At 38.5% G+C, this 15527-nt stretch carries 17 protein-coding genes; 13 read left to right on the top strand and 4 right to left on the bottom strand.

The genetic code is table 11. From position 1 onward, the window contains the following. Window positions 1-94: 94 nt before the first annotated feature. A complete protein-coding gene (fabD, locus tag C3K47_RS01610; RefSeq protein WP_103787319.1) occupies window positions 95-976 on the top strand; it encodes an ACP S-malonyltransferase in 882 nt (293 codons plus the stop codon). Between the two features lie 121 nt (window positions 977-1097). On the opposite strand, the gene C3K47_RS01605 is transcribed toward fabD, so the two are convergent. Beyond that, window positions 1098-1382 carry a hypothetical protein gene (locus C3K47_RS01605; RefSeq protein ID WP_243392479.1) on the bottom strand — a complete coding sequence of 95 codons (285 nt, stop codon included), beginning with the start codon at window positions 1380-1382 and terminating at the stop codon, window positions 1098-1100. Between the two features lie 249 nt (window positions 1383-1631). On the opposite strand from C3K47_RS01605, the gene C3K47_RS01600 reads away from it, so the two are divergent. Beyond that, window positions 1632-2768 (top strand): hypothetical protein, encoded by a 1137-nt coding sequence (locus C3K47_RS01600; RefSeq protein ID WP_103787317.1) that lies wholly within the window; start codon window positions 1632-1634, stop codon window positions 2766-2768. A gap of 104 nt (window positions 2769-2872) precedes the next feature. On the opposite strand, the gene C3K47_RS01595 is transcribed toward C3K47_RS01600, so the two are convergent. After that, window positions 2873-3346 (bottom strand): nuclear transport factor 2 family protein, encoded by a 474-nt coding sequence (locus tag C3K47_RS01595; RefSeq protein ID WP_103787316.1) that lies wholly within the window; start codon window positions 3344-3346, stop codon window positions 2873-2875. Window positions 3347-3685: 339 nt separating this feature from the next. Between C3K47_RS01595 and C3K47_RS01590 the strand changes: the two genes are divergently transcribed. From C3K47_RS01590 to C3K47_RS01555, 9 genes are all read left to right on the top strand, one after another. Next, window positions 3686-4906, top strand: coding sequence for an OmpA family protein (locus C3K47_RS01590; RefSeq protein ID WP_103787315.1), 1221 nt, complete (start codon window positions 3686-3688; stop codon window positions 4904-4906). Between the two features lie 162 nt (window positions 4907-5068). Then, window positions 5069-6319: an OmpA family protein gene (locus tag C3K47_RS01585; protein WP_103787314.1), complete on the top strand. Its 1251-nt coding sequence runs from the start codon at window positions 5069-5071 to the stop codon at window positions 6317-6319. Window positions 6320-6450: 131 nt separating this feature from the next. Continuing rightward, the gene (locus C3K47_RS01580; protein ID WP_133159310.1) at window positions 6451-7155 is read left to right on the top strand and encodes a hypothetical protein; all 705 of its coding nucleotides are present in this window, start codon (window positions 6451-6453) and stop codon (window positions 7153-7155) included. Between the two features lie 118 nt (window positions 7156-7273). Then, window positions 7274-7699 carry a DUF3995 domain-containing protein gene (locus C3K47_RS01575; RefSeq protein ID WP_103787312.1) on the top strand — a complete coding sequence of 142 codons (426 nt, stop codon included), beginning with the start codon at window positions 7274-7276 and terminating at the stop codon, window positions 7697-7699. Between the two features lie 135 nt (window positions 7700-7834). Continuing rightward, window positions 7835-7957, top strand: coding sequence for a hypothetical protein (locus C3K47_RS19770; RefSeq protein ID WP_262508168.1), 123 nt, complete (start codon window positions 7835-7837; stop codon window positions 7955-7957). A gap of 162 nt (window positions 7958-8119) precedes the next feature. Then, window positions 8120-8587 (top strand): SRPBCC family protein, encoded by a 468-nt coding sequence (locus C3K47_RS01570; protein ID WP_207765218.1) that lies wholly within the window; start codon window positions 8120-8122, stop codon window positions 8585-8587. Window positions 8588-8654: 67 nt separating this feature from the next. Continuing rightward, entirely contained in the window at window positions 8655-9296 is a 642-nt protein-coding gene (locus tag C3K47_RS01565) for a class I SAM-dependent methyltransferase (protein WP_103787311.1), read from the top strand. 81 nt (window positions 9297-9377) lie between these two features. Beyond that, window positions 9378-9950: a Crp/Fnr family transcriptional regulator gene (locus C3K47_RS01560; RefSeq protein WP_103787310.1), complete on the top strand. Its 573-nt coding sequence runs from the start codon at window positions 9378-9380 to the stop codon at window positions 9948-9950. Between the two features lie 58 nt (window positions 9951-10008). After that, window positions 10009-10674: an MBL fold metallo-hydrolase gene (locus C3K47_RS01555; RefSeq protein ID WP_103787309.1), complete on the top strand. Its 666-nt coding sequence runs from the start codon at window positions 10009-10011 to the stop codon at window positions 10672-10674. A gap of 141 nt (window positions 10675-10815) precedes the next feature. Here the strand turns inward: C3K47_RS01555 and C3K47_RS01550 are convergent, their stop codons facing one another. Then, window positions 10816-11793, bottom strand: coding sequence for a GlxA family transcriptional regulator (locus C3K47_RS01550; protein ID WP_103787308.1), 978 nt, complete (start codon window positions 11791-11793; stop codon window positions 10816-10818). Between the two features lie 134 nt (window positions 11794-11927). On the opposite strand from C3K47_RS01550, the gene C3K47_RS01545 reads away from it, so the two are divergent. Together C3K47_RS01545 and C3K47_RS01540 are read left to right on the top strand one after the other, a co-directional pair. After that, on the top strand, window positions 11928-12419 hold the full coding sequence (locus tag C3K47_RS01545) for an SRPBCC family protein (protein ID WP_103787307.1): 492 nt from the start codon (window positions 11928-11930) through the stop codon (window positions 12417-12419). 33 nt (window positions 12420-12452) lie between these two features. Beyond that, window positions 12453-12920 (top strand): SRPBCC family protein, encoded by a 468-nt coding sequence (locus C3K47_RS01540; RefSeq protein ID WP_103787306.1) that lies wholly within the window; start codon window positions 12453-12455, stop codon window positions 12918-12920. Window positions 12921-13050: 130 nt separating this feature from the next. Here the strand turns inward: C3K47_RS01540 and galA are convergent, their stop codons facing one another. Next, window positions 13051-15507, bottom strand: a complete 2457-nt coding sequence (gene galA / locus C3K47_RS01535) for a beta-galactosidase GalA (RefSeq protein ID WP_207765217.1) — start codon at window positions 15505-15507, stop codon at window positions 13051-13053. Window positions 15508-15527: the final 20 nt, after the last annotated feature.

Raw genomic sequence — 15527 nt, 5'->3', positions numbered from 1 at the left:
TTTTTGAATGATGGAATAATAGAATGATTGAATATTCAATCATTCTATTATTCCATCATTCTTTCATTTATCAAAATCAAACCAAAAATTAAATATGAAAGCTTACGTTTTCCCGGGACAGGGAGCTCAATTTGTAGGAATGGGTAAGGAGTTATATGAAACTTCATCCCTTGCTAAAGAATTATTTGAGAAAGCAAACGAAATTATCGGTTTCCGCATTACTGATGTTATGTTCAGCGGCACCGACGAAGATCTGAAACAAACCAAGGTTACTCAACCTGCCATCTTTTTACATTCGGTTATTTTAGCCAAAACTTTAGGAGATAGTTTTCAACCTGATATGGTTGCAGGACACTCATTAGGAGAGTTCTCGGCCCTGGTTGCTAACGGCGCTTTGAATTTTGAAGATGCATTTAAGCTGGTTATTGCTCGTGCAAATGCAATGCAAAAAGCTTGCGAACTGCAACCATCAACCATGGCTGCTATTTTAGGTTTAGAAGATCAGGTAGTAGAAGATGTTTGCGCGTCTATTGATGAAGTGGTAGTGGCTGCCAACTATAACTGTCCAGGCCAATTAGTTATTTCTGGAAGTATTGATGGCGTAAATAAAGCTTGCGAAAAGTTAAAAGAAGCCGGAGCTAAACGTGCCCTGGTATTAAATGTTGGTGGAGCATTCCACTCGCCATTAATGGAACCGGCCCGTGTTGAACTGGAAGCAGCTATCAATGCTACACCGTTTAATGAACCGGTTTGTGCTGTTTACCAAAACGTAAACGCAAAACCTACAAGCGACCCTGAAACTATTAAGCAAAACTTAATTGCCCAGTTAACCGGCGCCGTAAGATGGACTCAAACGGTACAAGCTATGTTAGCTGATGGAGCTACCTCATTTACCGAAGTAGGTCCGGGTAATGTTTTGCAAGGCTTAGTGAAAAAAGTAAGCAAAGAAGTTGAAACTGTAAGCGCTGCTATTTAAGTGCATTTGATCCTTATAGAAAGAGCATCAACTAACCTTGATGCTCTTTTTTATTTTATCGAGTTGAATAAATAGCCGAATCAGAAATCTGTTTTTGACTTTTTCGCATTTGCCGCTTCACCTAACTACCTGCGAACGGTGTTCCGAAGATACCTACTGCAAGTTCTATCCAAATCAACATAAGTATTAGCAAAATAGCACCACAAAGAACGATTCTATACGGCACTTTACTTACTTTTCTCAATACAAGCTCACATAAAAACCCTGTTCCAAATAGAAGAACACCTGCCACAGTAAAATCAGCCAGGGACCAATTTACTTCAGGGGTAAATTGCATAGCGATTAAAGGCATTAACAATAATAGCCCTGCTGCTAACATAATTCCGATAAGTCTTTTGTTTTCCATAATCATATAAGTCAGAATTTAAGTTGATTCTTTACAACTAAAAGTACTTTGCATATCAAAGTTAACAAAATAGAAGTTTCAATTCAAAATAATTTTCGGGTCAATTGATTTTTAAAGGTAGAGCTCACTAGCAAGTGAACCGCATATGAATTAACAAAACAACTAACAAAATCAAACTAATACAGAAGTCTATTTTTTATCTACCCGAGATTAATTAAATTGTATAGAACTAAATACAACTCTCTCATTATGAAAAGGTTTATCTTTCTATTTTTGGTGACAGTAATTTGCTTGCAAAACGTATCTGCTTTTGCACAGGCCAAAGAAGATACCACCGCTGCGTTAGGTCTGGCAGGTGACAATCTGGATTTATACGCCGTTTTAGATCTCTTCCAAAAATCAAAAACTATTGAAGCTTTTGAAAAATCACTTAATGACGAAAAGGAAAAAATTAATAACCTTGACTTAAACCTCGATAAAAAGGTTGACTTTATTAAAGTGGTAACCAAAAAAGATGGCGATTCCTACACGTTTATTCTTCAGGTGGATGTTGCCAAAAAAGAAACACAGGACGTTGCTGTAATTTTGTTAGACAAGGGTAAAGACAATAAAGTAAGCCTGCAGATTGTAGGTGATGAGGAATTATACGGTAAAGATTATGTAATTGAGCCTAAGGGAAATTCATCTGTAACGGCCAACCCGGGCTACAAAGGAAGTGATCCGGTTACAGTAAATGTTCCGGCAACCACCACAGTAGTGGTTCAACAGGCGCCAATTGTGCAGTATGTATATTCACCGGCATATGTACCTTATTATCCTCCTTATTATTATGGTTATTATCCGCCTTGGTTTGGTTTTGCAACCGTCATGGCTGTTGGCATTTATAGAAGTAATCATTATTATCACCACGGCGGGTATTACGGCGGGCACTATGGAGGTGGCAATACCGTTATTGTTAATAATCGAAATAGTATCAATCATTATAACAACTCCAGAAACACTTCAAACACGGTAAGAAATAACCAAAACAGAGGCAGTTATGGCAATGGATCTACGAACCGACGAGGAGGAACATCAGCCTCTAATCGAGCCTCAAATAACATGTCATCAAATAGGGCTGGAAACAACATGTCGTCAAACAGGGCCGGAAACAATCCATCTGTATCCAACCGTCAATCGCCTTCAACTTCAAATCGGCAGTCACCATCAACTTCAAATCGGCAGTCACCATCCATGTCCAACCGTCAATCGCCATCAGCAACTACCCGACAATCTTCTGGTTATTCATCGCCATCATCGCGATCAGGTTCAATGGGAGGTGGAGGACGCTCAATGGGTGGAGGCGGAGGTCGCTCAATGGGAGGAGGTGGAGGCCGCAGACGCTGATAGAGATTTTAAACTGAATTATCATTCCTGGGTTTTAAATACAAGAGGTACTGTTAAATTAACAGTACCTCTTTGTATTCAGGTTATTTTATAAAAATCAGTTTTTATTTGATCAAACCATCTGAAGCACTCATATCTCGTACTGCTACGTACTTTCCGTTTCTTTTTTCAAACATAGTTATGTAATTACCCGTATTAACTGCAGTATTAGTTGAATCAGTAACTTTAAAAGCTCCAATTTCTACCACCAAATTTCCATCATTAGAAACAAAAACCTCGTTAGTAGTAAATGAGATCTTGTTGGTACTTGAACCTACATCAGATAGCAAAAATTCCACAATTGCAGGCTTACCTACTAATGGAGGCCTGTTTTGAAAAAAGCTGGTCGCATCATCCGCATAATAACCTATATTTTTTAACACACCACTATTGTATGTTTCAGCAAACTCATTTTCCTTGGCCTGAATTTCCTGTTTGATCTGTTCTTTATCAATTACCACTGCCGGCTCTTCTTTTTTAGTATTACAGGCTATCAATAAACTTAATATACATCCAAGTGATACAATCATGCTTTTCATAATTAAATTATCTTTGTTAATTATTAAAAATTAGACCTATTAACTTAAATTTAATAAAAAAAACAGAGCATCAGACTATTTTTTAAATTCTTATTATAATTGAATTAAACCTTCCCGATAAACTTCCTTTCTCCATCCTCGATCTTAAAAAGGCGATCAAATTAAAACCGTAAACGCAAATTGAACCTACTTAAAAAAAGACTTTAAAGTCATTTTTTTTAAGCATCGTTTGAAATCTAATCGTTAGTGCAGATATTCAAAAAATTCAAAAGTTGATTTCATGCTCAACTTAAAAAACAGCTTGATTTAAACAGTTGTCAAACCATTATATACCAAACCATGAAAAAACCATTTTTTGCTCTGGCACTCCTTGCCTCTAGCATTGCTGCACAAGGGCAATCAAACGGATTTTCAAGTAATTCGCTTCAAAATCCAAATGACAAAAACACTCAAGTAGCCGATCTTACCAGAAAAAAATCAACTGACTTATCTCTGGTTGAAAATTTCGAGCCGCAGGCCAATACTGTGTCTATAGCTCCTCCGGTAACTAATTTCCAATCATATTTAAAATTTGATTTTCTTTCAGGCGACAGGGTGATTGCTTTTGAGGATTTTAGCCAAGATAAGACAGGCACCTTCCCTCTAGACTGGAACACCAACGGTGTAGGTGAAATTGCAACACTAGATAATCAGACAGGTAAATGGCTTTCAATGGGCCAGATTGCAAATTATCGTCCGGAGTTTATGACCGCTGATTTACCTGAGAATTTTTCTTTTGAGTTTGACCTGGTTCTAAACGCAGGTAAAAACACTGGTGGTTTTTATGTACAATTAGGCCATGCTGCCCTTAACAAAGATATTGAGCCTACCAATTGGGGTGCAGAATTTAGAATGGTAGGAGGCGGAGAAGGATACATTTCTATCGAAAACTTCTGTTATTCGGATGACTGCAAAAAATTGGCTCCTTTCGCCAATTCGGCTGAAGTACATTTTAACTCAGCAGGTGAGAAGATCAGAGTTTCTATTTCCAGAATGAAACAACGCCTTAAAATTTACATAAACGAAGTTAAGGTAATTGATGAATTTAAGCTGCTGGATGCAACTGCTCCTATGAATTGCATCAATTTTAAAGTTGCTGCAAATGCCAACAACAAGTTTGCTTATGTTTCCAATATTAAACTAACTGCTGGAATACCCGATGTTCGCAAAAAACTAATGGTCGAAGATAAATTTGTAACAAGTGGTGTATTGTTCGACCCTAACAGTGATATGATAAGACCTGAGTCGTATCCGGTTTTAAAGGAAATTGCTTCTGTTTTAAAAGAAAATCCTTCAGTTAAAATTAAAATTGTAGGCCATAGCGATGCTGAAACTACTGATCTGGATTTGGCAAAAAGAAGAGCAGAATCAATTAAAAATGCGTTTCAAATTGAATTTGGAATCAATGAAAGCAGAATGCAAACCGAGGGAGCAAACTCCGCCTCGACAGAAAATTCAGCCAACCCAACCGATGACAAAAGCAATACTTTGTTAGCTGAATTTATCAAATTACCTAAATAAGCTTAAATCCAAACAGCTATATCGAATACTTGATGGTCCTTGTTTATTAACAGCAAGGACCTTTTTTTATTATTAACTGAAACTCCTCAAACTGTATTATATTATTGACTTATAAACTTTTAAGATATATTTGCCTTTCCCACTTTAAATTACATATCTATTATGAAAAAACATTTTTTCATACTTGCTTTACTTGCGTTTACAACCTCAGCTCATGCACAACTAGGTGGCTTTGCAGGTAAACTTGGTCAAAAAGTAAATGATAAAATAAACCAAAAGGTTGATGATCTCTTTAATAAGAAAGAGAAAAAAACAGATCCTTCTGAGGCGGAACAAAAAGACAAGAACACTACTCCTGACCCTAATAATTCTACCAAATCTGATGCTCCTAGTTTTCAGTCATATTCAAAGTTCGATTTCATTTCAGGAGAAAAAGTAATCGCTTTTGAGGATTTCAGCCAGGAAAGCATTGGGGATTTTCCGGGTAAATGGAACACGGATGGAAGCGGTGAGGTGGTAACACTTAACAACCTGCAGGGTAAATGGCTTTCAATGGGTCAATATGCCAAATATCGTCCCGAATTTATTAATGGCACTCTTCCTGATAACTTTACATTGGAGTTTGATTTGGCTATCGATGCACATGAAAGTTCAGGCGCTTTTAATGTGGAGATTGGCAATGCGGCCGAAATCAATGAACTGGAACCCGGTAAGTACGGAGCGCAATTGCAAGTGTATGGAAGTAGTGGTAGTGATGGCTGGATAGCTATTACTAACTGGTGTTCTTCGGATGCCTGCAAAAACAGCTCAAGTATTTCCAATACATCAACCGTTCGCGTTAATTCTAAAGGAGAAAAAATAAAAATCTCTATCTGGCGACAAAAACAACGTCTGCGGATATATATAAATTCCACCAAAGTTTATGACTTGCCAAAATTACTGGACGCTGTAATGCCAATTAACTGTATTAGTTTTAAAGTTGCAGCACAATCTATCGACAAGTTCGCCTATGTTTCTAATTTAAAACTGGCCGTTGGTGCGCCCGATACCCGTAATAAACTAATTACCGAAGGCAAGTTTGTTACCACAGGAATTTTGTTTGATGTAAACAGCGATCAAATCAAACCTGAATCTTATGGTGTTTTAAAAGAGATTGCCACTGTACTAAAAGAAAATCCGACAGTTAAGATTAAAATTGTAGGCCATACCGACAGTGACGGTGATAATGCAGCAAACCTTGAACTATCGAAAAAAAGAGCAGCCGCTGTTAAAAGCCATCTTCAGGCTGATTTTGGTATAGACGAAAGTCGAATGCAAACCGAAGGAAAGGGCGAAACTGTACCGGTAAGTCCAAATGTCTCTTCTGAAGGCAAAGCCAATAACCGACGGGTTGAATTTATTAAGTTGTCTTAACTTGAAGCAAGAACTAAATCGATAAGGTCGCAGCAGTATGCTGCGACTTTTTTGTTTTGGGGTTTTGTTTCAAACCCGAAAAACAACCTACTTTCATAGTTAAAAGCAGTTTAATATATTAGTTATTAACTATGAAAAAATTCACACTCTCTTGCCTGTTAATGCTGTTTTCAATCAGCACATATGCTCAGCAGGGTCAGCTTGCCCAATTTGCTATTTGGAAACCTAAAGAAGGGCAGCTACAAAATTTCGAGAACGGCTATAAAAAACATCTCAATTGGCATAAATCAAACGGTGATACCTGGAATTGGTATGCCTGGTTCATTATTTCGGGGCCGAGATATGGCCAATTTGTTGATGCAACATTCAACCACTCATGGATGGATTTTGATCACGCTGTTAAACCTGTTGAGGATCTTGTAGATAATCGTTTGCATGTTTTCCCATTCGCAGATATCCAGACCGTTTTTAAAGTGATTAAACTGCCGCAACAAAGCCTTGTTGATACCTTCAACATAAAACAACGGCTTATTCGGGTTATAACTTTGGATGTAAACAGTTTAGAGCCCGCATTAAAAGTAATTGATCGATTAAAAGAAAATTATAAATCTGGCAACATAAAATCTTTTACGACTTACAAAGTGATTGATGGAGGCGAAACCAGGCAGTTGCTATTGTTACTGGGCTTTAATAATTGGGAAGAATACGCATCAAGTGAAGCCATTGATGAGAAAATAACAGCTATGGATACAGCTTTAACAACGGCCTCCATTGCCAAAATCACCTCAGAAACAATGGTTTTCAGACCTGATTTAAGTTTGTTCCAAAATAACTAAATGCACTAATGGAGAACTTAAGATTTTTGTTTAAGCCGAGTACACCCAAATAGTATAATGCTTATCTTCACCTTGGTTTTTAAGCAGTTACCTCAAACCATTATTATCGCTCTCTGTTATGACTACTATCATTTCCATTATTTTATTTCTCATTTTCCTTTTCCTTGCAGGCATTCATTTTTATTGGGGACTTGGTGGCCGTTGGGCTGCCGATGCCGTAATTCCAACCAAAGGCAACAATGTTAAAGTTTTCAACCCGAAGTTCCTCGAATGTTTTATCGTAGGATTAGGTTTACTAGCTGTAGGTTTATTTATTTTGACAGGAGCGGGTATAACCCGATTCAACCTTTCGCTAACGTTTTCCAAATATGGGCTATGGACCATTGCCATTATTTTCTTCTTAAGGTCCGTTGGAGAATTCAAGTACGTTGGTTTTTTCAAAAGAATTAAGAACACCAAATTTGGACGAAATGATACGAAATACTATTCACCGCTTTGCTTGCTCATTGGTGTGCTAACCGTTATTATGGTTTTGGCGGGATAGATCAAAATAAAAGGAATAACAGGGATTTTTAAGAAGATTGGTTATTTTGGCGGCAAGAGCAGCTATGTTTACCTATAGCAAATCAAGTGAGTATACCTGGATATCTTATAGCAATTTTGAAAAACTCTCTTACCTATGAACAAAGATTGGACATTTAATGACACCTTAAAAGTATTTGGGGCTTTACAATTACTGGCAGGAATAGCTATTATTGGTATAAATATTAGGAATCTATGGCAAAACGCTTTACCCTTTTAAATTTAGCAACAACCAACAACAGATCTAATTAAGCTAAGGCAAAGTCAGAATGGGGAGCTTTAGGCTTTAGGCTATAGACTACAAATTCACCCCTTAAAACAATTAGTATTTTCCTTCGTTGATTCGCCAAGTATTAACTTAGCGTAAAACCACTCAATTCATATGGAAACCAACAACGCGCCTTGTACCGAAGCCCAAATGCTGATTCGAAAACCGTCTTCAATTGTTTTTAATGCTATGATTGACCCGGATCAAACCACCAACTTTTGGTTTACGAAAAGCAGTGGAAAGTTGGAAGCGGGTAAAACAGTTACCTGGACATGGGAAATGTACAATGTGTCGACAGAAGTGGAGGTGAAGGAAATTATTGAGAACGAGAAAATCGTTTTTAAATGGAATGAAAGAACTGTTGAGTTCATTTTCAAAAGTTTGAGCAATGGTTTTACTTACGTAGTTGTTACGGAATCAGGTTATAAAGAAACAGGAAGCGCTTTATTGGGGGCCATAAAAGACTCAACAGGCGGCTTTACCACTGTTTTAGATGGCATGAAGGCTTTTTTAGAACATGGCATCAATCTTAACCTTATTGCCGATAAATTTCCGAAAGAAGCCATTCAGCATGGAAATTAATTGGGATTCAACTACCGTTATCTGGTCTGTTTATTTATGGATCAGTAAAATGAAACAAGAGAATTGAATGGACCCTTATAAAATAACCTCCGAAACTTATAACAAGATTGCCAACTTGTATCAGCAAAAGTTCATGGATCTCGATCTTTATAATGAAACTTACGATACTTTTTGCAGAAGGGTAGAGCAGAAAAAAGCGGCTATTTTAGAAATTGGCTGCGGACCAGGAAACATAACGCGGTACCTGCTCAGCCAACGTCCTGATTTTAATTTAACAGGGATTGATGTAGCTCCGAATATGATTGCATTGGCCCAGGACAATAACCCTTCAGCTAGTTTTAAAGTGATGGATTGCCGAGAGATCCATTTACTCGAACAACAATTTCAGGCCATTATATGCGGCTTTTGTATTCCCTACTTGTCAAAAGAAGATTGTCAAAAATTGATAACTGATTGTGCAGGTCTTTTAAATAAGAACGGAATACTTTATTTGAGTTTTGTAGAAGATGATTATGAAAAATCCGGTTTTGAGTCGAATAGCGCCGGCGATAAAATTTATTTCCATTACCACCAACAAGATTATCTGCTTCAATATTTAACAGAAAATCAATTTAAAATCGAAAACCGGTTATATATAGACTACCCCAAAGCCGACGGTTCAACCCAGGTTCATACCATTTTTATTGCCCGAAAAGTTGAACCAGCTTAATTAATAAATCATTGCATTTTACTGGAACGACCATCATTTCAACTAACAGTAAGAACCCAATCCTCTTTTTTATAAAATCCTATGCACGAACATTTAAGGAAACAAATAGAAAACATTGCCACATTCCAGGAAAGCGACCTTTTAACAATTTCCGATTGCTTTAAATCTCATATGTTCGATGCGAAACAATATATTTTAGAAGAAGGTAAAATTGCTTCTGATATTCATTTTATAATCAGTGGATTGGTAAGGGTGTATTATTACAAGGATGGCAAAGAAATTACCACTTACATGGCTTGCGACGACGGGTTTGTGTCCTCTTACTCTAGTTTTATTAACCAAAGCAAATCGGTAGAATACATACAATGCCTGGAAAAGACAGAAGCACTATCTATTTCGTTTCCAAAAATGCAGGAACTATATGAAAAAATCCCTCAATGGCAGGCAGTAGGCCGAAGGCTCGCTGAGCAAAACTATATTTGCATGGCCAACCGGGTGTTACAACTTCAGGGTATTCCAGCCAGGGAAAAATATCTTGACTTCCTAAGCACTTCTCCAAAAAAGATCATTCAACGGGCGCCATTAATTCATATCGCTTCATTTTTAGGCATCACCCCAGAGTCACTTAGTAGAATAAGAAAGAGCATTTCTTAACATTTGTCAAAGAGAAACAAGGTTGCCTTCTTTCATTTTTGTAAAAAATCTCTACAAAATGAAAGAAATAGCAAAAAACGTTTATCAATTGGCCCTAATGCCCCGAAACAGTATTAACTGTTACATAATTGACAATATTTTAATTGATGCAGGCATTCGTAGTTCAGCAAATCGGATAGCGAAAGCCATTAAAAATCATCCGATCAAAAAACATGTATTAACCCATGCTCACGCCGATCATCAAGGCTGCAGCAGCGTTATTTGCCAACAACTGAATGTTCCCCTGATTACTTCAGAATCTGAGCAAGCAGTTATGGAATCAGGCAGAATAACACAAGAATACCCAAACCAGCGTCACTTTATTTCCCGATTTCAGCAGAAATTTTGGGCAGGACCAGCACATCCTGTAAGTCAAACCATTAAGGAAGGCGACCAGATTGGAAGTTTTGTCGTTATTGAAACACCGGGCCATTCTAAAGGACACCTTTCCTTTTTCCGTGAATCTGATCGGGTATTAATTGTAGGAGATGCATTGGTAAACATGAATTTGTTAACTACCAGTGTAGGTTTGCGTCAGCCGCCTGATTTATTTACCTCGGATAAAAATCAGAATATTGAATCCATTAAAAAAATACATGCATTAAACCCGCGAATACTTTGCTTTGGCCACGGCCCTGTTTTGGTAAACAATGGCGACCTGGACCGTTTTATGGAAAGGCTGTAAACAGAAAAAGCTACCCCTCGGCAATAGTATTGGACTTTGTTCATAGACAGAGGCATAGATTTGCTAAATAGATAGAACCGATCCGATGAATGCGCGATTTATCAACCGAAGTTTTGAATAGCTTAGCCTTCACCAGTTAATCTACCCCACTTTCAACACCTTGTTATATTTATTTCGATAATCTAAAGGAGAAAGCCCGGTTATTTTTTTAAATACTTCTCTAAAGGCCTTATCGTCGATATAGCCAACGTCGCCCATGATCTCATAAATAGATTTTCGTCCTCGCTCCAATTCCTTTTTGGCGGCTTCCACCTTTACCCTTTGCAAGTATTCAACAGGCGTGTTTCCGGTGGCTTTGATAAATCGGCGATCGAAGTTACGACGACTAATGGCAAGTTCTGAAGCCAGTTTTTCAAAAGAGATCTTCGATTCTACATGTTTTTCGATGTAGGTTTGAGCTTTGTTGATCAGTTCATCACCATGCCCTTTTTGTATATGAAAAATACTAAACTGCGATTGGGTGGTTCGTTCTATATCAATTTGAAAGATCTTGGAACAAAAAACAGCTGTGGACCGGTCAAACAATTTTTCCACAAGGTAAAGCATCAGGTTTAAAAACGAATAGCCTCCACCATTGGTGTATATGCCGTTTTCGTGGGTAATGATCTTATCTTCGGCAATTTTCACATTCGGGTACATCTGCTTAAACTGTTCAACGGCATTCCAATGGGTGGAGCAAGTTTTTCCTTCGAGCAAACCTGTTGCAGCCAATAAAAACGCACCAGAGCACATGCTGGCAATTTCGGCACCCTGTTTATATTGACGGCCTATCCATTCTATAAGCGCTTCATTCTTATCTACGGTTTTGCCATAATCGCCAAAAATGGATGGAATTATCAATAGGTCGGTTTTATGAATAGTGCTTATATCGGTTGGATGAACTGTAAAGTACCCATTTACCTTTGATTCCGAGACAAAGCCTGCAATTTGAATTTCGAGCATTGAGCGGTTCCCCAATTTTTGCCAGTAGTCATTGGCCCTGCTCAGTATCTCGTAAGCTCCGGCAATACTGTTTAAGTTCAGCTCACAGTCGGGCACCACAATTGTAATGTATTTCATAACCAAAGTTTCATTAAATGTAGCCAAAAGGCATGGCCAAATCAACCCAATAGAATGTCTATTTAGCACCCTAACTATATGATTTTAAGACAATAGCTTTGAGTAAACGAAACGATATCTTATAAAATAATACCATGAATACATCAGATTTTACTACCTCCATACTGGTAGACCAAAAACCCGAAGTGGTTTTTAATGCGGTTAATAATGTTCGCGGCTGGTGGTCGGAAAACGTAAACGGCGATACCGATAAACTCAACAGTACTTACTTCTATCATTACAAAGATGTACACCTTGCTAAAATTAAAGTGATTGAGCTGGTACCTGACAAAAGGGTTGTTTGGCAGGTATTGGAAAACCATTTCAGTTTTATTGCTGATAAAAGCGAATGGGTAAACTCAAAGATCATTTTTGAGATCACTGAAAAACAAGGTAAAACCGAGCTACGATTTACCCACCAGGGACTGGTTCCGGAATGCGAATGTTATGATATATGCAACGATGCATGGACCGGCTTTATAAAAAACAGCCTCTACAACCTGATCACAACAGGCAAAGGACATCCTACCAGTAAAGAAAACGACAAGTTTAATGTTGAGTTGATTGAAAAGTGGCTGACTAACTAATCTAATTAATTAACGCTTTAATTACCCATACACATGGAACAACAAAATTTCACTACCACAATATTGGTAGATCAAACTCCTCATGAAGTTTTCACCGCCATCAATAACATTCCTGCATGGTGGTCGGAAGTATTTAAAGGTCATTCACAGCAATTAAATGATGAATTTGAGGTTTATTTTGCCGATGTGCATTACTCTAAGCAAAAACTAACAGTAATAACTCCAAATCAAAAAGTAGTGTGGCTGATAACGGAAAGCACGCTAAATTTCCTGGAAGACAAGAATGAATGGACCGGCACTGAAGTCATTTTTGAGATCAGCCCTAAAGGCGATCAAACTGAAATACACTTTACGCACATTGGATTAACTCCCGAAAAAGAGTGCTACAAGGATTGTTTTAAAGGCTGGACCTATTATTTAAACAGTTTAAAGAACTTGATAACTGAGGGCAAGGGCCAACCCAATTCCGAAGCTCCAAAAGCTATAACAAGTGCCTTATAGAAATTGAGTCATGAGAATACTTAAAACTCTTATTTCAAATTGATTAAACACTAAAAATCGGATCATAAAAAAGGAGACTGCCCAAAAGCAGCCTCCTTCCGATTTTCAATCTAACCTTTTTATTTACAAATTATGGATTGATCGCATTTTGCGTTGATCCGGCAACAGTAAAGCTTACCGCATTGGTTTTCAGACCTTCGGATGTAACTGTTAACTTTACGTTCCCGGCGTTTTTGCCCGCCTGTATAATAACCTGGCATTTGCCATTAAATAGTTTACGTTGCCAGTTTCCGCTTAAAAAATTATCCGCTTCATGGCTGCTTGGGTCTCCGTTACCAACACCAATCATCTTAGCGTCTCCTTCTAACTTAAATTGGATCAGGTTGTCGGCAATTGCAACTTCCCTGCCTTTGCTATCAACTGCGGTAAAGTTAACCACCACAGCATCTTGTCCATTTGCCAATAAAACCGTTTTGGAAGGGCTAAGAACTAAAGAACTGGCAGTTTCCGTGGTTTCCCGACTGGTTTCTATTTTCCGGCCATTCCGATAACCCACAGCTTTTAGCGTACCCGCCTGATAAGGCACCATCCATTCTAAATGCTTATTAAGCGGCATCTCTTTTTTACCCAATGATTTACCGTTTAAGAACAGCTCCACCTGCTGCGCATTACTATTTACCCAAACTTTGATCGGTTGATTTTCTTTACCTGTCCAATTCCAGTGCGGAGAAATGTGGATCACATCTTTATCGCTCCACCACGATTGATAGTAATAATAAATGTTTTTAGGGAAGCCGCAAGCATCCATGATGCCAAAATGCGAACTGATATTTGGCCAAATGTAAGGTGTAGGTTCTCCGCGGTAATCGAAGCCCGTCCAGATGAAACCTCCCAGCCAAAAATCATTTTCTGCCGCCAAAGGCCACCATTCTTCGGCCTTACTGGCCCACCAAGGCGCCGTTATATCCTGATCAGGAACATAAGCATTAATGGTATCTTTCTCGTAAATACCACGGGTTGTAACGGTACTCCCCATTTCGGTTCCCAGCAAAGGCTGCTCAGGATGATCCTTATGGTAATCGGCAACCGAAAATTGCCTGTAATTAAATCCTCTGACTGGTACTACTTCATTAATTCCTTTGAAAACATTAGCCAAATCGGCCGCGTAAGTGCTGGTACGCGTAGGGTCCAGTTCTTTTTGACGAGCCAGTAAAGTTTGGGCAATGCGTTTACCAAAACTGTTGGTTTGTGCATAGCCTTCTTCGTTTCCAATCGACCATAAAAACACACTTGGATGATTCCGGTCTTTTTTAATCAAACGCTCAAACTGATCCATATACTCAGGGCTGCTGTTTAGCAACCGCTGCTCATCCAAAACCAGCATACCCAAACTGTCGCAGGCATCGAGTAGTTCCGGCGTAGGTGCATGATGGCTGGTGCGGTAAGCATTCGAACCCATTTCTTTTAATAAACCTATTCGATAATACTGCATGTAATCGGGCAGAGATGAACCTATACCGGCATGATCCTGATGATTATTGGTGCCTTTAATTTTCACATGCTTTCCATTTAAGAAAACACCGTTTGCTTTTACCTCAACCGTTCGAATTCCAAACCGGATAGTTTGCTTGTCAATGATCTCATCACCCGATTTAATTACCGGGACCAACCTGTATAGATAAGGCTGTTCAATTGACCATAACTTAGGCGATGGAACCATTACCATTTGTTTGATCGTACGACTTTCACCAGCATTCAAAACAACCTTTTCTTGGTTTGCTTGCCCTATATATTTGCCATTTCGATCCAGTACGTTTGCTAAAACCGAAAATTCTTTACCAGATAAGCCTTCATTCTTTACCGTACTTTCAACAAAAACGGCAGCCTGGGTATTTTCTACCTTACTGTGTACAAAAACGCCATCTTCAACAAAATGGGCATTGTTGTATTTCAACAACCAGGTATTGCGATAAATGCCTGCCCCTTCATAAAACCAACCTTCGTATTGTGTGGCATCAACCCTAACAGTTATTACGTTTTCATGATGAAAATCTACATAATCAGTAATGTCACGGGTAAAACCTACATATCCGCTTTCATTAGTTCCCAAATAATAACCATTCACCCATACTTTCGCATTTCTAAAGATCCCATCAAATTGCAGCGCAAAGCGTTTCCCCGAATCCACCGCATTGATACTAAAATGCTTTCGGTACCAACCTATGCTTGTTTCGGGAAACAAGCCGCCTACCGGTTTATAGCCATGATCTTTAACATCAAGATTATCCGAATTGGCAAAAGGCAATTCAACAGCCCAATCGTGGGGCAACTGCAGCGAACGCCAATTGGCATCATCAAATTTATTATCAATGGCGGTGCGCTCGGCCCTGCCGGTTTTGGCAAATAAATTAGCTATGCCGTAGTTAAAGTCTTTGACCGGATCGTTAGAATTACCGAAATGAAATTTCCAGCCTTCGTTGAAATTGATCTTCTCCCGTACCGATTGGCCGGAACTATTCACACAGGCTCCAAAAAGGAATAAAGCAAGTAAAAAAGGACGCATTGCCATCATGTTTGTATAAGGCATTATTTACTTCAGTTTGAGTC

The sequence above is a fragment of the Solitalea longa genome (genome assembly GCF_002920915.1).
Lineage (GTDB): Bacteria > Bacteroidota > Bacteroidia > Sphingobacteriales > Sphingobacteriaceae > Solitalea > Solitalea longa.
This window is presented reverse-complemented; position numbering and strand designations above follow the sequence as displayed.